Source organism: Oceanobacillus sp. HCA-5259, assembly GCF_037892815.1.
In the GTDB taxonomy this organism is placed as follows: Bacteria; Bacillota; Bacilli; order Bacillales; family Amphibacillaceae; genus Oceanobacillus; species Oceanobacillus indicireducens.
Genome location: NZ_JBBKBV010000031.1, coordinates 20,916 through 44,028, shown reverse-complemented (window position 1 = coordinate 44,028; position 23,113 = coordinate 20,916). Strand labels below are relative to the sequence as shown.

Sequence of the window (23,113 nt, the reverse complement as noted above, 5' to 3'; positions counted from 1 at the left end):
TAGAAAAGTGGAAGCGCTCATTTGAGGACTTCCTTAAATGAGTGCTTCATAAATATAAGACAAGCTAGAGAGCAATAAAGGTGAAGTGTAATGAAAAAAGCATATAGGATTAAAAAAAATAACGAATTTCAATACATATTCAAGCACGGAAAATCATTCGCAAACCGTCAGCTTGTCATTTATTATGCCGAAAAACCGGGACAAGAACACTTTCGGATTGGCCTATCTGTCGGGAAAAAAATCGGTAATGCCGTGAAAAGAAATCAGATTAAACGCTATTTGCGCCAAGCCTTTCATGAACTGGAAGCAGACATTAAACCGACAGTAGATATGGTCATTATTGCGAGGCAACCTACGAAAAATATGGGCTTCTATGAAATGAAGAAAAGTTTAAGCCATTTATTATATAAGCAGCGACTTTTGAAAAATAAATAAAAAACAAGTTAAACATAGAATCTTATTCGCAATTAGGATAAAATAGCAAATAGAGTTTCACGTACAAGCTAAGGAGGAAAAATGTTGCGCAAAAAATATATACTGCTATTTGCGATGATCGGACTCGCGCTGATGCTTGCAGGCTGTAATGAAATCGATCAACCAATCACTGCAGAAAGTGAAGGAATTTGGAACACGATTTTTGTATATCCGCTTTCATGGGTCATCATAAAATTAGCTGAAATCTTCAATAATAGTTATGGTCTTTCAATTATTATCGTTACTATATTAATTCGTCTATTAATTTTACCATTAAGTATAAAACAAATAAAAAGTTCAAAAGCAATGCAGGAAATCCAACCGAAATTGCAAGAGCTGCAGAAAAAATACAGTTCCAAAGATGCTAACACCCAACAAAAACTACAGCAGGAAACGATGGAGCTGTTCCAGCGAAATGGTGTGAATCCGCTGGCAGGGTGTTTACCAATTTTTGTTCAGATGCCGGTCTTAATTGCGATGTTCCATGCAATCAGACGGACAACAGAAATCAGTCAATACAATTTCTTATGGTTCGAACTCGGTTCACCAGACTATGTTTTACCATTTCTCGTTGCTGGATTCACATTCCTCCAGCAAAAGATTATGATGTCAACAAATACAGCAGCATCGCAGAATCCACAAATGGCAATGCAAATGAATTTAATGCTTTATATGATGCCAATCATGATTGGTGTTATGTCGTTCTTCTTCCCAGCAGCACTTGCGCTATACTGGGTAACAGGTAATATCTTTATGGTTTTACAAACATTACTAATCAATAAACCAATGATGACGAATACCGATACTGGAGGAGACAAAAAGTGAGAGAAATAACTGCTAGCGGTTCAACAGTTGAAGAAGCTGTACAATCAGCTCTACAGCAGTTAGACACGACTGAGGACCGTGTTGAAATTGAGATTATCGATGAAGGTAGAAAAGGAATTCTTGGTTTAATTGGAGCAAAGCCGGCAATCGTTAAAGTTAAGGTAAAACTAGATCCAATTAAGGAAACGGAGAATTTCTTGAAAGAAGTTACAAGAAATATGAATGTTAACGTTGAAATTACATCAACGGTAGAAGAGAATCATGTAACTTTCCAAATGGATGGCGAAAATATCGCAATTCTCATTGGGAAACGCGGACAAACACTCAATGCCTTACAGTATTTAGCTCATCTTGCAATCAATAAACAGAAAGAAACATATTATACCGTAACCTTGGATGCGGAAGGGTACCGAGAGCGCAGACGCGAAACGCTTGAATCGCTCGCCCATAAAATGGCGGATAAAGCGAAACGCTTAAATAAAAAAGTCGCACTCGAACCGATGCCAGCTTTTGAAAGAAAAATCATTCATAGCGCACTCCAAGAATCAGATGGCATCACAACCTATTCCGATGGACAGGAACCACACCGGCATATTGTGATCAAGCCATAAATAAATAAACTTGCAATCACCCTTGAAAACAGGGTGATTTTTTTATGCCTTAAAAATTGGGACATGGGGTCAGAGCATTTGTCCCAATTTGATTATCCACATGTGGATAGTATGCAATAACTTCAAATCGTTATCATCCAAGAAAAGTTGATGTGGATAACTTTATTTTCTTGGTGATTTGTGTTATTCTTTTTTGTTAGTGACGTTTACTAGATAATGCACTAATTTAATGATAAAACTAGTTGGAGGTGTAGCAATGACGACAGATACAATTACTGCGATTTCAACACCAATTGGAGAAGGTGCAATTGCGATCGTGCGTTTGAGCGGGCCGGAAGCAATCACCATCACAAATGAACTTTTTACAGGTAAGGATCTTCGTGAGGTAGCAACCCATACAATTAATTATGGGAGAATTATCGACCCTAACACGCGCGACATTGTAGATGAAGTAATGGTTTCTGTTATGCGGGCACCGAAAACTTTTACGCGTGAAGATATAGTAGAAATCAATTGCCATGGTGGAATGGTAGCAGTTAATAAAGTATTAGATATTATATTGTCAAAAGGAGCACGTCTGGCAGAGCCCGGGGAATTTACAAAACGTGCTTTTCTTAATGGAAGAATAGATTTATCGCAAGCGGAAGCTGTCATGGACTTGATCCGCGCGAAAACAGATAAAGCAATGTCTGTTGCAGTGAAGCAAATGGACGGGAGATTATCGAAACTGATTACTGAATTACGTCAGGAACTTCTCGAAACCGTTGCTCATGTGGAAGTAAATATCGATTATCCGGAATATGATGATGTTGAAGAGATGAGTCATGAAATGATGCGGACGAATTCAAGAGAAGTCCACAAGCGGATCAATGAGCTGCTTGAAGTGGCCAATCAAGGGAAAATACTCCGTGAAGGGATTGCTACTGCGATCATAGGCCGTCCAAACGTTGGAAAATCCTCTTTGATGAATACCCTCGTTCAGGAAAATAAAGCAATTGTCACCGATGTTCCAGGAACAACTCGTGATATAATTGAAGAATATGTGAATGTCCGCGGTGTACCGCTTCGTCTCGTTGATACTGCAGGTATTAGAGAGACAGAAGATATTGTTGAAAAAATCGGTGTCGAGCGTTCCCGTCAAGTATTGCAAGAATCGGATTTAATCCTTTTCGTATTAAACTTCAATGAAGAGTTAACAGAAGAGGATATGAAATTATTCGAAACGGTACAAGGACTTGATTATATTGTAATCGTCAATAAGACTGATTTGGAACAAAAAGTTGACCTTGAAAAGGTGAAGGAATTAGCGGGAGACCGTCCAGTAATTACGACTTCTTTAGTAGTGGAAGAAGGAGTAGATAAGTTAGAAAAAGCAATTGCGTCAACCTTTTTCGAAGGTGAAATCGATACAGGCGATATGACTTATGTCTCCAATATTCGCCATATCCAGCTCCTTAAGCAAGCAAAGCAGGCGCTTGAGGATGCCATGGAAGGAATTGAACTAGGAATGCCACTTGATATTGTTCAGATTGATGTAACGAGAACGTGGGAGATTTTAGGTGAAATTGTTGGAGATACAGCAAGCGACAGTCTCATCGACCAGTTGTTTTCTCAATTCTGTTTAGGAAAATAAAACCTTGTTTAGAGGATAGTATAAAAATCATATAAATGTTCAATTGTGGATGAAAATATTTTAGGCCACGTCCAGTTCCAGCGCCCAGCGACTAGCGAGACTTCCTTCACCTCATGACGCGATAATTCAACATCAGCTCGAAACTAAAGGAAGGCCGCTTAATTACGGGCTAAAGCTCAACAGACCCCTAAAGGGGCATGTTTCCTTTATCTCGTACGGGTAAAATAGGAAGTCCGTACGTCGCTACGACGCACAGGATGTGCTAGTGCAAACGCTCTTCGGTGGGACGAGTAATCGCAGTCCCAGGCGTTGCGAAACGAATCGCGTTTTTAGCCTGCAAGGGCGCTTCCACTTTTGAGCATAGAAAGGGTGAATGAAATGAGTTTTAACGCAGGAAATTACGATATAATCGTTGTTGGGGCAGGCCATGCCGGGGTTGAAGCGGCAGTTGCTGCAGCAAAAAGAGGCGCAAAAACGCTGATGCTAACTCTTAATATTGATATGCTTGCATTTATGCCATGTAATCCTTCCATCGGCGGACCGGCAAAAGGGATTGTTGTTCGCGAAATAGATGCCCTCGGTGGTGTCATGGGGAAGGTAATTGATAAAGCATCCATTCAAATGCGAATGTTAAATACAAGAAAAGGACCTGCTGTACAAGCTTTACGGGCACAAGCTGACAAAACCGTCTACATGAAGGAAATGAGAAAACTGGTAGAGAATCAGGAAAACTTAACCCTTCGTCAAGGAATGGTTGATTCACTAATCATTGAGGACGGTATTTGTAAAGGTGTTGTGACGGAAACGGAAGCGGAATACCGTGCTGAAGCAGTTATCATTACAACAGGAACTTTTATGCGCGGAAAAGTATTAATGGGTCATTTGGAATATGAAAGTGGTCCAAATAATCAGCGTGTTTCCGTGAATCTTTCCGAAAATCTGGAGGAACTTGGTTTTAAACTGAAGCGATTCAAAACAGGTACCCCTCCACGGGTAAATAGTCATACGATTGATTACTCGAAAACGGAAATTCAACCAGGAGATGAGAATCCGCGTAATTTCTCTTATGAAACAACGACGAAAATTATCGACCAGCTACCATGCTGGTTAACACACACGAATGAAAACACACATGGAATCATTAACAATAATTTAGGACTTTCCTCCATGTATTCTGGTGTGAAGCGAGGGACAGGTGCACGTTATTGTCCATCGATCGAGGATAAAATTGTCCGTTTTGACGATAAACCCCGTCATCAAATTTTCCTTGAACCTGAAGGAAGAGATACGGAAGAAGTTTATGTTCAAGGGTTATCGACTTCTCTACCGGAAAACATTCAGTATGAAATGATTAAAACAATCCCAGGACTGGAGAAAGCAGAAATTATGCGTCCAGGCTATGCAATTGAGTATGATGTCGTCACACCAACACAATTATGGCCGACACTTGAAACGAAGAGCATCCCAGGTCTCTTTACCGCTGGGCAAATTAACGGTACATCCGGATATGAAGAGGCGGCTGGTCAAGGAATAATGGCAGGAATTAACGCTGCTTCAAAGGTCCTTGGAAAAGAACCCGTTATTCTTGACCGTTCGCAGGGCTATATCGGTGTACTTATTGACGACCTCGTAACAAAAGGGACGAATGAACCATACCGTTTATTAACATCCCGTGCCGAATATCGCTTGCTTCTCCGTCATGACAATGCGGATATGAGATTAACAGAAATCGGTTATGAAATCGGCTTGATCTCTGAAGAACGCTATAACAAATTAATGGAAAAGAAACGACTCGTAAAAGAAGAGCTGAAACGATTGAAAAAAATTATTATTAAACCAGAACAAGCGAATCATCTACTTGAGACAATCCATTCAACACCATTAAAAGATGCAACAAATGCATATGACTTGTTGAAACGTCCGGAAGTAAACTATAACTTTATCGATCAAATAATTGAATCGAACGAGGCATTAGATGAAGAAGCACGTGAACAGGTCTATATTCGGATCAAATATGAAGGATATATTAAAAAGTCGAACGAACAAGTCGAGCGAATGATGAAGATGGAAGATAAGAAAATCCCTGAGGATATCGATTATGACGAAATCAATGGCCTTGCTTCAGAAGCGAAAGAGAAGCTGAAGAGAATTCGGCCATTATCAGTTGGGCAAGCATCCCGGATATCCGGCGTAAACCCAGCCGACATTTCAATTTTGCTTGTTTATATTGAACAAGGGAATATAGCAAGAGTTGCTAACTAAACAAGCACGTTAACACGAGTGTAAAGGAGCGTAATCTTTAGATGAATCCAGAACAGTTTCGACAAGCACTCTCGGAGCAGGGGATTGAATTAACCGCTGAACAGATGAATCAATTCGCTATTTATTACGAAACCTTGGTGGAATGGAATGAAAAAGTGAACCTTACAGCAATTACCGCTGAAGAGGAGGTTTATTTGAAGCATTTTTATGATTCAATTACTCCTGCATTCTATCAAGATTTTTCCGGTGAACAAACAATTTGCGATATAGGTGCTGGAGCGGGATTTCCCAGCATTCCATTAAAAATTTGCTTCCCGCAATTGAAAGTAACAATCGTGGATTCCTTACAAAAACGAATTGTCTTCCTGAATCATCTTGCTACTGCGCTAGATCTTGAAGGCGTATCTTTTTACCATGATCGCGCAGAGAGTTTCGGGAAGAATGCAAAGTTCCGGGAGAATTATGATATTGTAACGGCCCGCGCTGTTGCAAGAATGTCCGTATTAAGTGAACTTTGCTTACCACTAGTGAAGAAAAACGGTATATTCGTTGCTTTAAAAGGAGCTCAGGCTGAAGAGGAACTCGAAATTGCAAAAAATGCAATTGAATTATTCGGTGGCAAAACAATTGATCAAAAAACGTTCACATTGCCACAAGAAGATAGCGAAAGAACAATCTATTGGATTGAAAAACGTAGAAAAACACCGAAGAAATATCCACGCAAACCTGGCACACCGAATAAAAATCCAATCGAATAAAACTTTTGCCCGCTGATGAACATTAGTGGGCAATTCTTTTTTTCCAGATAGGGATACGGTTAGATTGTACTTTATTAATGGAACACGTATAAATATTACGAAATAGGTCCTTTTATTACGTAATTATGGTAGAATATTAGAAGATAGAGAGATCAGAGACTCATAGAGTAAGATAAAATGTTTCACGTGGAACATTTTAACATCATGCACTAATTTAGCGTAAAAGTATGTAAGGTGGTGTCAACTAGTGGTGAGTCCTTTTAATCGGTTTTTTGGAATAGGGGATAAATCGAATTCGAAGGCTGAAGAAACAGAATTCCACCCTAATGAAGTCATCGAATTAGAAGTTGAAAAAATTGAACCAAACCGATTTCAACCAAGAACGATTTTCGATGATGAAAAGATACAAGAATTAGCGCAAACCATTCACACGCATGGAATGATTCAGCCAATTGTTGTAAGAAAGCTGGATGGGGAACGATACGAACTCATTGCTGGTGAGCGTAGATGGCGAGCGGTAACTTTCCTGGAATGGGAGCAAATACCAGCAATCATTCGTGAAATGTCCGATACGGAAACGGCTTCTGTAGCTTTAATTGAGAACCTTCAGCGGGAGGAGCTTACAGTTATTGAGGAGGCAAGGGCATATGCCCAATTATTGGAGCTTCATTCCTTGACACAAGAAGCACTTGCACAACGTTTAGGTAAAAATCAATCAACGATCGCAAATAAATTAAGGTTGTTAAAGTTACCTGAACCTGTTCAAGAAGCGCTTTTACAAAAAGTGATAACTGAAAGACATGCACGGGCGCTTATTAAAGTGAAAGACGAAACAAAGCAATTGGAAATTCTGCAGTTGATTATCGAACAAGACCTGAATGTGAAACAGACGGAAGAAAGAATAGCTGCATTGAATGAGAAAAATGAAGCCCCGAAACGGAAACGGGCCCAATTAAAAGGAATTAATAAAGATATCCGCATTGCAATGAACACGATCCGTCAATCCCTCTCGATGGTTTCCGATACCGGAGTCAAAGTCGAATCGAATGAGCAGGAGATGGATGACTACTATCAAATTACGATTAAAATTCCGAAAAATAATCAGTAATGATACTTGTAAATTGCTTGTATCCATTTAGAATACCCATCTTTTCGCTTGAGATGGGTATTTCTGCAAGAATTTAAGCAGCTTAATCCACTCGATTATTCACTAGTAAGTTCGAATCAATTTCTATAAGATTAATAAATTAATAGTCTAACTCTAGTATTTAATGATAAAATAAATAGTATATTTTTTAGGTAGGTGTCAACATGGGAAAAATAATGTCCATCGCAAATCAAAAAGGTGGCGTCGGAAAAACTACATCTTCAGTCAACTTGAGCGCGGGACTGGCTTCTTTAGGAAATAAAGTTCTTCTGATCGATACAGACCCACAAGGTAATGCAACAAGTGGGGTAGGGGTTAATAAAGCCGATGTGTCGCACTGTATTTATAACGTACTTGTTGAAGAAGTTCCTGCAGAAGATGTAATTGTTTCCACTGATATGGTCAACTTAGATATAATACCTGCAACGATTCAACTTGCTGGAGCAGAAATAGAGTTAGTACAGATTATGTCGAGAGAAATGCGGTTGAGTAAAGCATTAGAACAACTTCAAGAGGAATATGATTATATCATTATCGATTGTCCACCATCATTAGGTCTTCTTACGCTTAACGCATTAACCGCCTCCAACTCCGTCATCATTCCAGTACAATGTGAGTATTACGCTTTAGAAGGGTTAAGTCAGCTCTTAAACACCATTAGACTTGTACAGAAGCATTTAAACAAGCATTTGATGATTGAAGGTGTTTTACTAACAATGCTTGATGCACGAACAAACCTTGGAATTGAAGTCGTAGCCGAAGTGAAAAAATATTTCCAGGAAAAGGTGTATAAATCTATCATTCCACGAAATATAAGATTGAGTGAAGCACCGAGTCACGGCCAGCCAATTATAAACTATGATCCGAAGTCAAAGGGAGCAGAAGTGTATCTTGAATTAGCAAAGGAAGTGATGCAGAGTGGCGAAAGGGTTGGGTAGAGGTCTAGAAGTGTACTTTCCCGATATGGGTGAGCAAGAAGAACATAGGGTCGAAGAAATAGCAATCAGTGAATGTCGCCCAAATCCGTATCAACCAAGGAAAACATTTCATGCGGATGCGATTGAAGAATTAAAGACAAGTATTTTAGAATACGGAATTATCCAGCCTTTAATTGTACGAAAAAGCATCAAAGGTTATGAAATCGTAGTAGGGGAGAGACGATTTCGTGCAGCGAAAGAAGCTGGCATGGAAACTATTCCAGTCGTCGTAAAAGAACTTTCCGATGAGCGAATGATGGAACTTGCTTTGCTAGAGAACTTGCAGCGGGAAGATTTGACTCCGATAGAAGAAGCCCATGCTTATCGCAATCTAATGGATGAGCTCAAAATCACTCAAGAAGAATTGTCAAAACGTCTTGGGAAGAGCAGGTCCCACATTGCTAATACTGTTCGATTATTATCTTTGCCGGAACAAGTTGTTGCTTATATTAATAATGGTGAGTTGTCCATGGGCCATGGCAAAGCATTAATTGGTTTAAAAGATAAAGGTAAATTAATGCAGCTTGTTGATAAAATCCGTAAAGAGAAGCTGAATGTAAGGCAAGTGGAAAAACTTGTCATAGAATTAAATGAGAAGAAGCAGGTGCGCAAGGAAAAACCGAAGAAAAACGTATTTATTCAAGAACGAGAAGCAATTCTGCGTGATCGGTTAGGAACATCTGTCACGATAAAACAAGGAAAGAAAAAAGGTAAAATTGAAATTGAATTTTACAATGATGATGATTTGCAACGCATCATCGAATTTCTTGAAAAATAAGAGGAAGGACCAACGACTCCATTGTTGGTCCTTCTTTATCCATTTAAATGAAAATCACGTAAGGATCAAAGGCGGTCAGCCCAAAGGCAATCTTTAAAAGTGAACTGATCATTAAAGATGTTCCACGTGAAACATTCGGATAGGTGTAAGCATTTCTTTTTATGTTCCACGTGGAACAAGTAAATAACATGAAGGTGTAAATGATGGTACTGTTTGGAACAATTGTGAATGGATTATTAATTGTAATCGGAAGTATTTTTGGGATGTTTTTTACTCGCATTCCAGAGAAATATAAAGAAACGGTTATGCACGGGATTGGGCTTGCTGTTATCTTGATTGGTTTACAAATGGCCTTTTCCACTGAGAATATTGTAATTGTCCTCATTTCTTTATTGTTTGGTGCAATAATAGGGGAGTTCTTTCGGATAGAGGATGCTTTAAACAGATTGGGTATGTGGTTAGGAAGTAAATTCACGACAAAAGATGATACAATCAGTGTTTCTCAAGGATTTATTACAGGAACGATGATTTTCTGTATCGGTGCGATGGCGATAATTGGAGCACTTGATAGTGGAATAAGGGGAGACCATGAAGTTCTTATTACAAAAGGTATTATTGATGGTTTTACAGCACTCGTTTTAACGACGACATTAGGATTTGGCGTTCTCTTTTCCGTTATCCCGCTTATACTATACCAAGGTGCGATTACTTTATTTGCTACCCAGATTGAAAAGTGGGTGCCAGAAGCTATGCTGGAAGGATTAATACTTGAAATAACATCGGTCGGGGGTTTGCTGATTGTTGCAATCGGTTTAAATTTATTGAAAATCAAAGAAATCCGAGTTGCCAACTTAATGCCTGCACTATTACTTGTTGTACTGATTTATTATGCTTTTCAATTGTTTTAGATTACATAAGATAGACAAAAATAGAGTCACTATACAATGTGGCTCTATTTTTTGTCTATTTTAACTGATCTACGAATTTTTTAGCGTCAATTAACGAGAGACCTTTTTCCTCACGTACATACTTTACAGTTTTCACATCGCCAACCGTGGCAATCTTTTCTTTTACCGATTGAATGAATTCCTCATCATTCTCTATGTGAAGCGATTGTTTGTTCTGCTCCTCCAATCGATTTATTTGTTTACTTTGTCCATAAATAAGCAGAAGAAGAACACCGTTCATGATTAATGAAACGATAACTACCCATTCTATATTGATGATAAAACCTCCAGTCAGAGTTTTTTAGATAATAAAGTGTACTATTATCTATGACTCTAACAAGAGAATACAAATAAATAAAGTTGAAATCAAGGAAGAGTAGGGTAAATGATATTAAATCATTTGATTTCTTTCCGGATGATTGCGTAGAACAGCAGGGCGGATAAAACTAGGACTTAGTTGTTGATCGATGATATTAAGTAATTCAGCGATCGTTTCCGCCATGTCCATCACCATCGATAATCTTGTGCTTTGTAAAACTGCGTGATCCATAAAACCACCAGAGTTCACAACCCCTGTAAGATGAATATCCCCAATCTCCGGTAGTGCTTTCTTTAAAGCTGCACCAGGCTTTAAAGGTCCAATACCTGTTATTAAATGCCCAATCGACGTATTTCTCCCTAAACAGGCATCGACTGCAATAATGAATGGATGTCGATGCTTATTCTTAATTTCAGCGATATATTCCATTAAATTTGTCGCATGAACCGGTTGATGGAGGGTGCCATAAATATTAAAGTGTTGTGGTTTTTTTGCGGTCAGTAATGTGCCGGTTAAAGGTCCAAGCGCATCCCCAGTCGAACGGTCGGTTCCAATACAGACGACAATGTATTCGCGCGGTAATCTAGGGAACCAGGAAATAATCTTTTCGCTAACTTTATCGATAACTTGTTCTTCATTATAGTGAATTCGATAGTTGAAATTCTTTTGCTCGGACGGTTTCTGATTCATAGCTTATCCTCCAAAAACATATTGGTATAGTATATGGCATTTTTCTGAAAACTATACATCGTGAGCGGAGGAATAAGGATGGTTCGTGCAGGGATGAAAAATATGTTTCTAATAACAGGTGCAGTAATGGGGGCTGGTTATGCGTCTGGGAGGGAAATCTGGCAATTTTTTGGTGCGGGAAGTGGACTTGCTATTCTTTTGTTCACGGGTTTCTTTATATTATGTACGATAACGATTTTAAATATCAGTTATAAATTACAGAGTACGAATTATGTGCCAGTTCTTCATCAATTAACAGGAAAGAAGTTGGCAGTTGTTTATGATTATTTAATCTTCATTTATCTTTTTTGTGTAACTGTCGTGATGATTGCTGGGAGTGGGGCGACGTTTGAGTCATTTGGAATCCCGTTCTGGTGGGGAACTATCTTTATTTTTGCAGGTCTTATGATTATTTTTAGTAAAGGAATTGGTGAATTATTAAATATTAATCAATTATTAATGCCATTATTGATAATTGCGCTTTTTGTTATTTTACTTGTTTTCATAAAAGGAGAAGAGATATCATTTCAAAGTAATTGGGATAGTCAGGATAACTGGACGGCCGCTTTTCCATTTACTGCATTAAATATTTTACCGTTAATTGCCGTTCTGGGGGCAATCGGCAATCGAATTAAATCCAAAGGGGAAATATATATTGCTTCGATTTCAAGTGGTCTCATTCTTGGGTTTATCACGTTTATTTATAATACAAGCTTAACGGAGCTTGCCAAACAAGTGGAATTACCTGCTATCCCGCTTTATTTAATCATTAATAATTATGGACAAGTTGTAATCGTCGTGATGATGCTCATGCTTTGGCTTGCAATATACACAACGGCTGCAGCGACCTTACTCGGAATGATTACTAGAGTAAATAAAAAATACGGTTTTTCTTTATTAAAAATGGCTACGATTATGTTAGTGATTATGCTCCCATTCAGTCTCATCAGCTTTACCCAACTTGTTGCTTTTATTTACCCACTATACGGAATATTGAATTTATATATATTAGTAAAATTACTCCTTTATCCAATAGGGAAGGATAATAGGTGAATATTAATTGTAACAAACACTAAAACATAGGTATAATAGAGATAGACTATTTCACGTTGTACGAATGAAAAAGGAGGCATCAGATTGGCGGATAAAGAGTTTGCATTAAATGATATTGTCGAAATGAAAAAACCGCATCCTTGTGGAGAAAACCGCTGGAAGATCATCCGTATGGGTATGGATATCCGAATCAAATGCCAAGGTTGCGATCACAGCGTCATGATCCCTCGCCGGGAATTTACCAAAAAACTGAAAAAAGTCCTCGAGAAAGCCGAATAAATTCGGGACAAGAGGGTTGGAACATTTGTCCCTCTAATTTTTCCGCAAAAGAATTAAATTTGATAAATATCTGAATTAGATAGTATGATAATAGAAGAGTAGTCTAGGAAAACGTAAATATTGCACGCAAATGATAAAAGTAGGTACAATTTGTTACCTATTTTTCTTTTTTTAGTTTTTTCCTTTTCCTATTACTTATACTATACTTAGAGTAACGAACGCGTTCGTCACGAAAGAAATCCTTAAGGAGTGGAATTTTAATGAGCCTTACAGCAGGAATCGTCGGGCTTCCGAACGTTGGAAAATCTACATTATTCAACGCTATTACACAGGCAGGGGTTGAAGCAGCAAACTATCCGTTCGCAACAATCGATCCAAACGTCGGTGTAGTGGAAGTACCTGATGAGCGTCTAGATAAATTAACTGAACTTGTAAAACCGAAGAAAACGGTACCGACCGCATTTGAATTTACGGATATCGCTGGAATTGTAAAAGGGGCAAGTAAGGGAGAGGGACTTGGTAACCAATTCCTATCCCATATTCGTCAAGTGGATGCTATTTGTCAGGTCGTCCGTTGTTTTGAAGATGAGAATATTACCCATGTATCTGGAAAAGTCGATCCGATTGATGATATCGAGATCATTAACTTAGAATTAATCTTAGCAGACTTGGAAACTGTAGAGAAACGTTATCAGCGGGTGGAAAAGCTGGCTAGACAGAAGGATAAAGATTCACTACAGGAATTCGAAGTATTGTCCAAGCTAAAAGAAGCACTCGAAAATGACCAGCCAGCACGTACAGTCGAATTCAATGAAGATCAGGATAAAATTGTAAAAGGACTGCATCTCCTTACAAACAAACCAATCCTATATGTTGCAAATGTGAAAGAAGATGAAGTTGCTGACCCTGATGCGAATGAAAATGTGCAAAAGGTGAAAGAATATGCCGCGCAAGAAAATGCAGAAGTCATAGTCGTTTGTGCAAAAATTGAAGAAGAGATTGCTGAACTGGATCCTGACGAAAAGGACATGTTCCTAGAAGAACTGGGCATTGCAGAGTCAGGCCTTGATAAGCTTATCAAAGCCTCCTACAATTTATTAGGCTTCGGCACATACTTTACTGCAGGTGAGCAGGAAGTGCGCGCTTGGACGTTTAGAAAAGGAATTAAAGCACCGCAAGCAGCAGGAATTATCCATACAGACTTTGAGAGAGGATTTATCCGTGCTGAGACGGTATCTTATGATGATTTGTTAGAAGCAGGTTCAATGGCAATTGCAAGAGAAAACGGGAGAATCCGTTTAGAAGGAAAAGATTATATTGTTCAGGACGGCGATGTGATCCATTTCCGCTTTAATGTGTAATGCTCTAGGATAAACGTAAAAAAAGGATCTCGAAACCTTGTTTAATGAAAAATAGTTTGGTATAATATCTTATTGTGAGTAATTATATTTTATAAATTGCTCCTTGCTCCCAGAGTTATTCTGGAAGCCGCTAAGACCAAAAGGAGGTGTAACGGATGAACAAATATGAAACCATGTATATCATCCGCCCAGACATTGAAGAAGAGGCGCAAACAAACTTAATTGAGCGTTTCAACAAAATTCTTACAGATAATGGCGCGGAGATCACAAAAGTTGATGAGATGGGCAAGCGTCGTCTTGCTTATGAAATCAATGAGTACCGCGATGGATATTATGTTGTCATTAACTTCACTGGCGGTGAAGAAGCAGTTAACGAATTCGACCGTCTAGCTAAGTTCTCTGATGATATTGTCCGTCATATGACAATTCGAGATGAACAATAATAAGGAGTGGTTCTGATGTTAAATCGTGTCGTATTAGTAGGCAGGTTAACAAGGGATCCTGATTTACGTTATACACCAAACGGAATAGCAGTGGCTAACTTCAATATCGCAGTGAACCGTCCTTTTTCTAATCAGCAGGGAGAACGTGAGGCAGATTTTATTAATGGTGTCGTGTGGCGCCGCCAAGCGGAAAACCTTGCAAACTTTATGAGAAAAGGCAGTTTGATCGGTGTTGATGGCCGTTTGCAATCACGTACGTATGAAGGTCAGGATGGTAAAACCGTTTATGTAACTGAAGTTGTTGCAGACAGCATTCAATTCCTGGAGTCAAAAAATGCTTCTCAAGATAGAGGCGGTGGTGCACCAGGATACCAGCCGAACCAGAACCAATTTCAAAATCAAAATCAAAGTCAGTTTGGTGGACAAGGCCAGTTCCAACCAAGCCCGAACCAAAATCAAGGCCAGGGTCCGAGTCAAGGTCAAGCAACGGAAGATCCATTCCGCAATAATGGAGAACCAATTGACATTTCGGATGATGACTTGCCATTTTAATAGTAATTAGAATCACTTGTAAAATTAACTTAACTGTTCGTGATGAACATCAATAATACAATAAACAATAAAGCAAAGGAGGTAATCGCTCATGGCAGCTCGTCGTGGACGTGGTGGTAGACGTCGTAAAGTTTGTTATTTCACAGCTAACGGTATTACCCATATCGACTATAAAGATGTTGATTTATTAAGACGTTTCATTTCCGAACGTGGAAAAATTCTTCCTCGTCGTGTAACTGGAACTTCTGCAAAATATCAGCGTAAACTAACAGTAGCTATCAAACGTGCTCGCCAAATGGCACTTCTGCCGTTTGTTGCGGAGTAAGATAAAAATAAACACCTCAAAACGATTTCGCTTCGTTTTGAGGTGTTTTTATCTTTCTTAATCACTACTTCTTACTTCCATGTTCCGGATACGGATTAGCCGGTTATACATATCCATTAAAAATCCGAGCCCAAACATGAAGAATAAAGTACCAATACCGATCCCAGTCATTTCTGAACGATATAAAATAATGACGATACTAATTACTAACGGTACGGCTGTAAAAAAGATATTTCCTACTGTATAATTTTTCATTAACTTGCCGAATGCTTTCAATAAATAATCCGTCGGTAAGTAAATAGATCCAGCTTGAAAATAAATACTAACTCCGATTGCAATGAAGTTAAGGCCGACAAACAAGTACAAACCACGCATGAACATATCACCCGGAATGTAGACCAACTGATGAAGGTATAAGAATAAATCAATAAAGCCTCCAAATATAAAAGCGAGGATGAGACTTTGAGCAATCATTTTCAAACTGAGTCTAACTTTCATCAAGTAACTAAGCAGGAAGGAAAACATATGTAATATAATGACACAGACCCCAACGGAAAATGGTAAGATATATGCTAAGTTTTCTCCGGCGGAAGTCCAGGGAGCACTTCCAAAGTTTGCTACAATCATGAAACTATTTCCTAACGCATTAAGTGAGACTGAAATAATATAGATAAATAATTGCCTTGGTTGAATTTACGGACACCCCCAACTAGAAATTTCTATTTAGCTTTCTTCCTTATTCTTCGTTTTGGATATTTCAGGATCATGAAGATGAGCATAATGAAAGAATAAACAATTGCTAGTAGCAGGTACTTGTCACGGATTGGAAAAAGTGATGCAAGTAACATATATGCAAAGAAAGGAATCGTTGTTGTGAAAGCGAGCAGCTTCCAAATAATCTGATACCTTAATTTCCTTTTCATCAGTTTGGCAATTGCAACCCCAACATATGCCATGATGGAAATAAATAGGAATACGGCGATTGTCAGTGGTAAATAATAGAACATAAAGAAATAGATTAATTTTAATATAACTGGCAATCCACCTGCAAGCCCATCTGTCATTTGCAGTTGCAGAACAAGATGTGGGATTGAGACGATAAGAATCAAAATAAATAAGTAGAATACGACGATATCCATTCCGACTCGATTTAATTTGAACATCGCATTTTTATTAGGTAATTTTAAACTATTAATAAATGCATCTATGAGAATCATTGGCTCCATCCTTATTTAAACATACTTATACATCTTAATTATAGATGAAATCAGCAGGAAATGCTCTGATTGTGATTAATTATTTCCAAGGAAACCTATCCAACTAGAATGAATGTTCTGTTAAATCATGCGGTAAATTATTACCCGGGAAATAATTTCGGGAAATTTCGACAAGAAATAAATAGAGGCATTTGGATAAAGTGAAACTTCATTCAGTGGGGTTCCTTCCCTCCCCACTGAATGTTAGTTGAACCGAATCAGGTATTTACGGACTGTACCTCCCCCACCTTCACATGTAGGCTATTCTCATGTTTAGAAGTGGGGGGTATTACAGACCGTTAATACGTGACAAAATGATTTCCCAATAAAAATAATAAAAATCTGTTCGTTCGTGTTTGAGATTTCCGACCGTTAACCACGAAAGAAAAATAGCTTTCATGTTATGATAAGAGGACAGCATAAAATAAAACTTCATTCAGCGAGCGTTTTATTGCCCAGCTGAATGCTAATGGAGTTAATCAGGGTGTTACTATCCGTGTTCTACTGCCTGAGTAGATTTGATTCCACTTACTTGGATGCGGGCAGTTAAAGAATAGTTGTACCGTGATAATTAGATATAAAATTGAGGTGTATGCCAGAAATGAACAATACAAAAAAACTGACAGAAGGAGCACTCCTAGCAGGAATATATCTTATTCTCCTGTTCGGTACCTTAGTACCTTTTCTATCAACCTTTATGATGGTGCTACTCCCAATTCCCTTTGTCATCTATACGTCCAAACATGGAGTGAAGCCTGGAATGCTTGTAGTTGTCTTCGCTTCTCTTATTAGTATGATTCTGACGGTAATCTACTTACCGCTCACACTGATGATGGGAGCGGCAGGTTTATTAATAGGACATGCAATAAATAAAGAGCGGACTGCTTATGAAACATGGGCTTACGGGACGTTAGGATTTATCGGGGGCCTGTTATTTACGCTTGCTTTCACGCAAGTTCTACTGGGTGTGAATTTCGTCCAGGAAATCGAAACGATTGCAACAGATCAAGTGGATTGGTATATTTCCCTTATGGAAGGGGTAGGTCTTGAATCAGGGGAAGCCGTGGATATGGAGGCATTATTTATCGAGCAGATTCAGTACTTTATTAAGCTCATGCCAGCCTTCATTGCAATCAGCGCGGTGTTCTTAGCGTTTCTAACACAGTGGATTAGTTATAAATTGTTGAACCGAATGTACAATAAAAAATTATACTTTCCACCATTTAGAAGTTTAAAATTGCCGACGTCGATTATTTGGCTCTATTTAATCGTCATTATCGCATCCTTGATCAGTTCCGATCCGAACAGTATTATGTATGTCGGTGTACAAAATGCACTGATTATTTTAGAAATGCTGCTTGTAATCCAAGGATTTTCTTTCATCTTCTTCTTTACGCATTATAAGAAGTGGTCGAAGGTAATTCCTATCTTAAGTATTGTGCTGACCATCCTGTTTCCATTATTTCTCCTTTATTTCGTTAGAATCTTAGGTATAATTGATATAGGGTTAAATTTGAGGGCTCGTCTTCAAAAAAATAAATAACCTTTAATGGAAGCAAAATTGGAGTGAACAGTTATGCCGGAGTTGAAAAGGAAGCGATTATTAGACAATCATATATGGATTATCTATATCCTATCCGCCATTTTGCTTGCCGTCCTTTTTTATTACGAGTGGATAATTGGAATAGTAGGGGCTGTTCTGCTGCTCGCTTCATTAGCTTATAGTATACAAAGAGAAAATAAGCGAATGGAAGAGCTGCAAGATGAAATTAAGCTAATTTCAACACGCGTAAAAATGGTAGGCAAAGAGGCTTTAAGTGAGCTTCCTTTTGGGATTGTGCTTTACGATGAGAACTATAAAATCGAATGGGCGAATCCTTATATGCGACAATTTAATACGGATGAAGCCGAAGTAATCGGTTCTTCACTTAATTTCTTGTCCGAGGAATTAGTTACCGACATTAAAGAAGACAGAAAAGATACGATTGTTCAGTTAGATGAATACTATTTTCATACAAAGATTAATAAAAATGAGCGCTTAGTTTATTTCATTGATGAAACGGAGCGGGAGCAACTGCGTACCGTTTATGAAAATGATAAGACTGTCTTGTTTATCATTTTTCTCGATAATTATGAAGATATTACCTTGCCGATGGATGACACGGCAAAAAGTCTGTTGAATTCAGAAGTCACCTCTCTCATTAATGATTGGGCGAAGCGGAATGGCCTTTATATGAAGCGCACTTCCCAGGAACGTTTCCTCGCAATTGGAACGAGAGAGATTTTAAGACAGATAGAAGAAGTGAAATTCGATATTCTGGATGAAATCCGGGAGATTACCGGGGAACAGAGTACGAATGTCACGCTAAGTATCGGGGTCGGTCAAGGAGACGTTCCATTGCCACAGCTTGGTGAACTTGCCCAATCTAGTCTTGACTTAGCACTCGGCCGAGGTGGGGATCAAGTAGCAATTCGGGATGAAGCAGGTAAGGTTCGTTTCTATGGTGGTAAGACGAATCCAATGGAAAAGCGGACCCGTGTCCGCGCGCGAGTTATTTCCCACGCAATGACAGATCTTGTGAAGGTGAGCGACAAAGTCATTATTATGGGGCATAAATCACCGGATATGGACTCTGTCGGTGCAGCGATCGGGATTTTAAATATCGCAAAAGCAAATGGTGTCGAAGGTTATATTGTCTTTGATCCGGATGATGTGGATACAGGTGTACAACGGTTAGTCGAAGCGATCCAGGCAGATGAAGAACTGTGGGAACGATTCATTGACCCCGATAAAGCGGAAGATATCATTACAAGTCAGAGTCTAATTGTAATTGTCGATACGCATAAGCCGTCTATGGTCGCCGAGCCAGCTTTACTCGCTAAGACGGAATATAAAGTGGTTATTGACCACCATCGCCGTGGAGAAGAGTTTATTGATAATCCGACACTTGTTTATATGGAACCATATGCATCTTCTACCGCCGAGCTTGTGACGGAGTTATTGGAATATCAGCCCAAAACAATTAAATTAAAAATGCTTGAAGCAACCGCCTTGTTATCTGGTATTATAGTAGATACGAAAAGCTTTACGTTAAGGACAGGTTCTCGTACGTTTGATGCAGCCTCTTACTTACGAGCAAAGGGGGCAGATACGGTACTCGTCCAACAATTACTTAAAGAAGATCTCCGTGTTTATTTACAGCGGAGCAAGTTAATCGAACGGACCGAAATCTACCGAGACAAAATTGCAATTGTTGCTGCAGAGCCTGGAGAAACGTACGGCCCTGTACTGATTGCACAAGCTGCCGATACGCTCTTGACAATGACAGGGGTGACAGCCTCCTTCGTTATTTCCGAGCGGGAGGACGGCCGGGTTGGTGTTAGCGCCCGTTCGCTAGGACAAATCAATGTCCAGATCATTATGGAACGAATGAATGGCGGTGGACATTTAACGAATGCCGCAACCCAAATAGAAGATACAAGCGTTGAAGACGTTGAATTATTGTTAAAAGATATCATTGATGAATATTTCGAAGGGAGAGAAACGAAATGAAAGTGATTTTTGTAAAAGATGTAAAAGGTAAAGGAAAGCAAGGGGAAGTAAAAGACGTAGCGGAAGGCTATGCAAGAAACTATCTCTTAAAAAATAAATTGGCGATTGAAGCAACACCAGGAAATTTAAAGGCGCTTGATGCGAAGAAACGTAAGAACGCCCAGCAAGAACAGAAAGAAAAAGAAGAAGCGATTCAATTAAAAGATAAACTTGCTGATTTAACAGTGGAATTGCAAGCAAAATCTGGTGAAGGCGGACGCCTATTCGGATCAATTACAAACAAACAAATCGCAGAAAAGTTAGCAAAAGACTATGGACATAAAATCGACAGACGAAAAATTGAACTAGACGAACCAATCCGAGCTCTGGGCTACACAACCGTACCAATCAAGCTCCACCCAGAAGTATCCGGTTCAATCAAAGTCCACGTCACCGAACAAAAATAGTGGGACTAGGGTCAGAGCTACTGTCCCAGAAAACTCTGATCAGTCGGCCCTGCGACTCACGAATCTCACGTGAGTCCTTTTTTACTTCATGAATCAACAAAGAGAGGAGGAACTACCATGGATCAAGGACCAATCGACCGTACACCGCCGCATAATATTGAAGCGGAACAGTCGGTTATCGGAGCAATTTTTCTGCAGCCTGAAAGCTTCTCCAGTGCCTCAGAAATCTTGATGCCGGAAGACTTTTACCGGGCAAGCCATCAACGGATCTTCGCTGCGATGTTGCAACTGGCAGACCGCGGTGAGCCAATAGACGTTATTACCGTTACCACTTATTTAAATGACCGGAAGCAGCTGGAAGAAGCAGGTGGAGTTACGTATCTCACCCAAGTAGCTGAAAGTGTACCGACCGCTGCGAATATTGAGTATTATAGCCGTATTGTAGAAGAGAAGGCATTGCTGCGCCGACTCATTCGTGCCGCGACAGATATCGTAACTTCAGGATTCGAGCGGGAGGACGAGGTCGATGACGTTCTAAATGAAGCGGAGAAGACCATCCTCGAAGTTTCCGGAAGAAAAAACAGTGAAGGCTTTAAAAATATTAAAGACGTCCTCATCGACGTTTACGATAAAATTGAGCAGCTCCATGAAAATCAGGGAGACATAACCGGTGTTCCAACTGGTTATCAGGAACTGGACCGAATTACGAGTGGCTTCCAGCGCAACGACTTGATTATTATTGCCGCCCGCCCTTCTGTTGGTAAGACAGCTTTTGCTCTGAACGTCGCGCAGAACGTTGCGGTAAAAACAGCAAATAATGTCGCGATCTTCAGTCTTGAGATGGGAGCGGACCAGCTCGTACAGCGGATGCTCTGTGCTGAGGGAAATATTGATTCCCAACGACTTAGGAGCGGCCAGCTCCAAGCAGACGACTGGGGCAAGCTGACAATGGCGATGGGTTCTCTATCAAATGCCGGGATTTTTATTGATGATACACCGGGTGTTCGTGTCAGTGAAATCCGTTCGAAATGTCGCCGGTTAAAACAAGAACATGGTCTTGGAATGATTATGATTGACTATTTACAGCTTATCCAAGGAAGCAGCGGCTCCCAGGAGAACAGACAGCAGGAAGTTTCCGAAATATCTCGTTCTCTAAAAGGACTGGCAAGAGAGTTGGAAGTGCCTTTAATCGCACTATCGCAGCTTTCCCGTGGTGTCGAATCCCGTCAGGATAAACGCCCGATGATGTCCGACCTCCGGGAATCTGGAAGTATTGAGCAAGATGCCGATATTGTTGGTTTCCTATATCGTGACGACTACTATGACTCGGAATCGGAAAAGCAAAACATCATCGAAATCATCATTTCCAAGCAACGTAACGGTCCAACCGGTACCGTTGAACTTGCCTTTGTAAAAGAATACAACAAATTCGTTGACTTGGAATATCGCTACAGTGAACAAGACATTCCCCAAGCACCCGTCCAAGCATAAAGCACGAGCACAAGCCTCGTGCTTTTTTGACTTGGAGTGGGCCAGTGGGGTCAGAGCATTTGTCCCATTTGACTGGGACAAATGCTCTGACCCCACTGGCCCCGCTCTCCGACCAAATAGGTACAGACAGATTGGCAAAAGTACGTTAAAATAGAGGAAAGCGTTACATGAAAAGGATGTGGCAAAAATGAATCAAAAAATATTAGTTGTAGATGATGAACAACCAATTGCAGATATATTAAAGTTTAATTTAGAAAAGGAAGGCTACCAAGTGATTGTCGCCAATGACGGTGACGAGGCAATACGTATGGCGGAAGAGGAAGACCCCGAACTCATCCTCCTCGATATTATGCTGCCAAATAAAGATGGAAATGAAGTACTGCGTGAAGTAAGGAAAACAAAGAGTATGCCGATTATCATGCTGACCGCAAAGGACTCGGAAATCGATAAAGTACTCGGCCTGGAACTTGGTGCGGATGACTATGTGACGAAACCATTCAGTAACCGCGAGCTCATTGCCCGGGTGAAGGCGAACTTGCGTAGACAGCAGTTACCGGAAGAAACCGAGAAACCGACGAAAAACATCGTTATCGGAAGTCTTACCGTTTACCCGGATGCTTACGTTGTTTCCCGTGATGGAGAACAAATCGAACTGACCCACCGGGAGTTCGAATTATTACACTACCTTGCACGTCACATTGGACAAGTTATGACCCGAGAACATTTACTTGAAACCGTATGGGGTTATGACTATTTCGGAGATGTGCGTACGGTTGACGTTACGGTGAGAAGACTGCGTGAGAAAATTGAGGAGAACCCAAGTAACCCGGCCTGGATTGTGACACGGCGCGGAGTTGGTTATTATTTACGTAATCCTGATCAGGAGTAGTTGTG

At 39.8% G+C, this 23,113-nt stretch carries 25 protein-coding genes; 21 read left to right on the top strand and 4 right to left on the bottom strand.

Annotated elements, in window-relative coordinates:
- Window positions 1-90: 90 nt before the first annotated feature.
- From rnpA to WKU33_RS14785, 10 genes are all read left to right on the top strand, one after another.
- Entirely contained in the window at window positions 91-435 is a 345-nt protein-coding gene (gene rnpA / locus WKU33_RS14830) for a ribonuclease P protein component (RefSeq protein WP_156855332.1), read from the top strand.
- Window positions 436-519: 84 nt separating this feature from the next.
- Window positions 520-1,299 carry a membrane protein insertase YidC gene (yidC, locus tag WKU33_RS14825; protein WP_188856956.1) on the top strand — a complete coding sequence of 260 codons (780 nt, stop codon included), beginning with the start codon at window positions 520-522 and terminating at the stop codon, window positions 1,297-1,299.
- Window positions 1,296-1,910, top strand: coding sequence for an RNA-binding cell elongation regulator Jag/EloR (gene jag / locus WKU33_RS14820; RefSeq protein WP_156855333.1), 615 nt, complete (start codon window positions 1,296-1,298; stop codon window positions 1,908-1,910). Before yidC ends, jag begins: the two co-directional genes overlap by 4 nt.
- A gap of 256 nt (window positions 1,911-2,166) precedes the next feature.
- Complete coding sequence (gene mnmE / locus WKU33_RS14815) at window positions 2,167-3,543, top strand: tRNA uridine-5-carboxymethylaminomethyl(34) synthesis GTPase MnmE (RefSeq protein WP_156855334.1); 1,377 nt, start codon at window positions 2,167-2,169, stop codon at window positions 3,541-3,543.
- 378 nt (window positions 3,544-3,921) lie between these two features.
- Complete coding sequence (mnmG, locus tag WKU33_RS14810) at window positions 3,922-5,805, top strand: tRNA uridine-5-carboxymethylaminomethyl(34) synthesis enzyme MnmG (RefSeq protein WP_156855335.1); 1,884 nt, start codon at window positions 3,922-3,924, stop codon at window positions 5,803-5,805.
- Between the two features lie 41 nt (window positions 5,806-5,846).
- On the top strand, window positions 5,847-6,563 hold the full coding sequence (gene rsmG, locus WKU33_RS14805) for a 16S rRNA (guanine(527)-N(7))-methyltransferase RsmG (protein ID WP_156855336.1): 717 nt from the start codon (window positions 5,847-5,849) through the stop codon (window positions 6,561-6,563).
- Window positions 6,564-6,810: 247 nt separating this feature from the next.
- Window positions 6,811-7,671, top strand: a complete 861-nt coding sequence (noc, locus tag WKU33_RS14800) for a nucleoid occlusion protein (RefSeq protein WP_156855337.1) — start codon at window positions 6,811-6,813, stop codon at window positions 7,669-7,671.
- Window positions 7,672-7,874: 203 nt separating this feature from the next.
- A complete protein-coding gene (locus WKU33_RS14795) occupies window positions 7,875-8,648 on the top strand; it encodes a ParA family protein (protein WP_156855338.1) in 774 nt (257 codons plus the stop codon).
- A complete protein-coding gene (locus WKU33_RS14790) occupies window positions 8,629-9,465 on the top strand; it encodes a ParB/RepB/Spo0J family partition protein (protein WP_156855339.1) in 837 nt (278 codons plus the stop codon). Before WKU33_RS14795 ends, WKU33_RS14790 begins: the two co-directional genes overlap by 20 nt.
- Window positions 9,466-9,668: 203 nt before the next feature.
- Window positions 9,669-10,373, top strand: coding sequence for a DUF554 domain-containing protein (locus tag WKU33_RS14785; RefSeq protein ID WP_156855363.1), 705 nt, complete (start codon window positions 9,669-9,671; stop codon window positions 10,371-10,373).
- A gap of 55 nt (window positions 10,374-10,428) precedes the next feature.
- On the opposite strand, the gene WKU33_RS14780 is transcribed toward WKU33_RS14785, so the two are convergent.
- On the bottom strand, window positions 10,429-10,653 hold the full coding sequence (locus tag WKU33_RS14780) for a hypothetical protein (protein ID WP_156855340.1): 225 nt from the start codon (window positions 10,651-10,653) through the stop codon (window positions 10,429-10,431).
- A gap of 150 nt (window positions 10,654-10,803) precedes the next feature.
- Window positions 10,804-11,421, bottom strand: a complete 618-nt coding sequence (gene yyaC, locus WKU33_RS14775; protein ID WP_156855341.1) for a spore protease YyaC — start codon at window positions 11,419-11,421, stop codon at window positions 10,804-10,806.
- Window positions 11,422-11,499: 78 nt separating this feature from the next.
- On the opposite strand from yyaC, the gene WKU33_RS14770 reads away from it, so the two are divergent.
- From WKU33_RS14770 to rpsR, 6 genes are all read left to right on the top strand, one after another.
- Complete coding sequence (locus tag WKU33_RS14770; RefSeq protein ID WP_340455349.1) at window positions 11,500-12,513, top strand: YkvI family membrane protein; 1,014 nt, start codon at window positions 11,500-11,502, stop codon at window positions 12,511-12,513.
- An 84-nt stretch (window positions 12,514-12,597) separates the two neighbouring features.
- Window positions 12,598-12,792 (top strand): DUF951 domain-containing protein, encoded by a 195-nt coding sequence (locus WKU33_RS14765; RefSeq protein WP_156855343.1) that lies wholly within the window; start codon window positions 12,598-12,600, stop codon window positions 12,790-12,792.
- A 260-nt stretch (window positions 12,793-13,052) separates the two neighbouring features.
- Window positions 13,053-14,153: a redox-regulated ATPase YchF gene (ychF, locus tag WKU33_RS14760; RefSeq protein WP_340455346.1), complete on the top strand. Its 1,101-nt coding sequence runs from the start codon at window positions 13,053-13,055 to the stop codon at window positions 14,151-14,153.
- A 155-nt stretch (window positions 14,154-14,308) separates the two neighbouring features.
- On the top strand, window positions 14,309-14,596 hold the full coding sequence (gene rpsF / locus WKU33_RS14755) for a 30S ribosomal protein S6 (RefSeq protein WP_156855345.1): 288 nt from the start codon (window positions 14,309-14,311) through the stop codon (window positions 14,594-14,596).
- A 15-nt stretch (window positions 14,597-14,611) separates the two neighbouring features.
- Window positions 14,612-15,148, top strand: coding sequence for a single-stranded DNA-binding protein (ssb, locus tag WKU33_RS14750; RefSeq protein ID WP_188856949.1), 537 nt, complete (start codon window positions 14,612-14,614; stop codon window positions 15,146-15,148).
- Window positions 15,149-15,239: 91 nt separating this feature from the next.
- Window positions 15,240-15,473 carry a 30S ribosomal protein S18 gene (gene rpsR, locus WKU33_RS14745; protein WP_188856948.1) on the top strand — a complete coding sequence of 78 codons (234 nt, stop codon included), beginning with the start codon at window positions 15,240-15,242 and terminating at the stop codon, window positions 15,471-15,473.
- A 57-nt stretch (window positions 15,474-15,530) separates the two neighbouring features.
- Here rpsR and WKU33_RS14740 read toward each other — a convergent pair whose 3' ends face one another.
- Both WKU33_RS14740 and WKU33_RS14735 read right to left on the bottom strand, forming a co-directional pair.
- Entirely contained in the window at window positions 15,531-16,100 is a 570-nt protein-coding gene (locus WKU33_RS14740) for a hypothetical protein (RefSeq protein ID WP_229782654.1), read from the bottom strand.
- A gap of 92 nt (window positions 16,101-16,192) precedes the next feature.
- Entirely contained in the window at window positions 16,193-16,690 is a 498-nt protein-coding gene (locus WKU33_RS14735; RefSeq protein WP_156855349.1) for a DUF1189 family protein, read from the bottom strand.
- A gap of 640 nt (window positions 16,691-17,330) precedes the next feature.
- On the opposite strand from WKU33_RS14735, the gene WKU33_RS14730 reads away from it, so the two are divergent.
- From WKU33_RS14730 to yycF, 5 genes are all read left to right on the top strand, one after another.
- Window positions 17,331-18,272, top strand: a complete 942-nt coding sequence (locus tag WKU33_RS14730) for a YybS family protein (RefSeq protein ID WP_188856947.1) — start codon at window positions 17,331-17,333, stop codon at window positions 18,270-18,272.
- Between the two features lie 33 nt (window positions 18,273-18,305).
- On the top strand, window positions 18,306-20,282 hold the full coding sequence (locus WKU33_RS14725) for a DHH family phosphoesterase (RefSeq protein WP_156855351.1): 1,977 nt from the start codon (window positions 18,306-18,308) through the stop codon (window positions 20,280-20,282).
- A complete protein-coding gene (rplI, locus tag WKU33_RS14720; RefSeq protein WP_156855352.1) occupies window positions 20,279-20,728 on the top strand; it encodes a 50S ribosomal protein L9 in 450 nt (149 codons plus the stop codon). Before WKU33_RS14725 ends, rplI begins: the two co-directional genes overlap by 4 nt.
- Window positions 20,729-20,845: 117 nt before the next feature.
- Window positions 20,846-22,219: a replicative DNA helicase gene (dnaB, locus tag WKU33_RS14715; RefSeq protein WP_156855353.1), complete on the top strand. Its 1,374-nt coding sequence runs from the start codon at window positions 20,846-20,848 to the stop codon at window positions 22,217-22,219.
- A 187-nt stretch (window positions 22,220-22,406) separates the two neighbouring features.
- Complete coding sequence (gene yycF, locus WKU33_RS14710; protein WP_156855364.1) at window positions 22,407-23,108, top strand: response regulator YycF; 702 nt, start codon at window positions 22,407-22,409, stop codon at window positions 23,106-23,108.
- Window positions 23,109-23,113 lie beyond the last annotated feature (5 nt).

What these genes read in the sequence shown, in the direction of transcription:
- rnpA (WP_156855332.1), top strand. Translation starts at nt 91, where the DNA reads ATGAAAAAAGCATATAGGATTAAAAAAAATAACGAATTTCAATACATA.
- mnmE (WP_156855334.1), top strand. Translation starts at nt 2,167, where the DNA reads ATGACGACAGATACAATTACTGCGATTTCAACACCAATTGGAGAAGGT.
- mnmG (WP_156855335.1), top strand. Translation starts at nt 3,922, where the DNA reads ATGAGTTTTAACGCAGGAAATTACGATATAATCGTTGTTGGGGCAGGC.
- rsmG (WP_156855336.1), top strand. Translation starts at nt 5,847, where the DNA reads ATGAATCCAGAACAGTTTCGACAAGCACTCTCGGAGCAGGGGATTGAA.
- WKU33_RS14795 (WP_156855338.1), top strand. Translation starts at nt 7,875, where the DNA reads ATGGGAAAAATAATGTCCATCGCAAATCAAAAAGGTGGCGTCGGAAAA.
- WKU33_RS14785 (WP_156855363.1), top strand. Translation starts at nt 9,669, where the DNA reads ATGGTACTGTTTGGAACAATTGTGAATGGATTATTAATTGTAATCGGA.
- WKU33_RS14780 (WP_156855340.1), bottom strand. Translation starts at nt 10,653, where the DNA reads ATGAACGGTGTTCTTCTTCTGCTTATTTATGGACAAAGTAAACAAATA.
- yyaC (WP_156855341.1), bottom strand. Translation starts at nt 11,421, where the DNA reads ATGAATCAGAAACCGTCCGAGCAAAAGAATTTCAACTATCGAATTCAC.
- WKU33_RS14770 (WP_340455349.1), top strand. Translation starts at nt 11,500, where the DNA reads ATGGTTCGTGCAGGGATGAAAAATATGTTTCTAATAACAGGTGCAGTA.
- ychF (WP_340455346.1), top strand. Translation starts at nt 13,053, where the DNA reads ATGAGCCTTACAGCAGGAATCGTCGGGCTTCCGAACGTTGGAAAATCT.
- rpsF (WP_156855345.1), top strand. Translation starts at nt 14,309, where the DNA reads ATGAACAAATATGAAACCATGTATATCATCCGCCCAGACATTGAAGAA.
- ssb (WP_188856949.1), top strand. Translation starts at nt 14,612, where the DNA reads ATGTTAAATCGTGTCGTATTAGTAGGCAGGTTAACAAGGGATCCTGAT.
- rpsR (WP_188856948.1), top strand. Translation starts at nt 15,240, where the DNA reads ATGGCAGCTCGTCGTGGACGTGGTGGTAGACGTCGTAAAGTTTGTTAT.
- WKU33_RS14740 (WP_229782654.1), bottom strand. Translation starts at nt 16,100, where the DNA reads ATGATTGTAGCAAACTTTGGAAGTGCTCCCTGGACTTCCGCCGGAGAA.
- WKU33_RS14735 (WP_156855349.1), bottom strand. Translation starts at nt 16,690, where the DNA reads ATGATTCTCATAGATGCATTTATTAATAGTTTAAAATTACCTAATAAA.
- WKU33_RS14730 (WP_188856947.1), top strand. Translation starts at nt 17,331, where the DNA reads ATGAACAATACAAAAAAACTGACAGAAGGAGCACTCCTAGCAGGAATA.
- WKU33_RS14725 (WP_156855351.1), top strand. Translation starts at nt 18,306, where the DNA reads ATGCCGGAGTTGAAAAGGAAGCGATTATTAGACAATCATATATGGATT.
- rplI (WP_156855352.1), top strand. Translation starts at nt 20,279, where the DNA reads ATGAAAGTGATTTTTGTAAAAGATGTAAAAGGTAAAGGAAAGCAAGGG.
- dnaB (WP_156855353.1), top strand. Translation starts at nt 20,846, where the DNA reads ATGGATCAAGGACCAATCGACCGTACACCGCCGCATAATATTGAAGCG.
- yycF (WP_156855364.1), top strand. Translation starts at nt 22,407, where the DNA reads ATGAATCAAAAAATATTAGTTGTAGATGATGAACAACCAATTGCAGAT.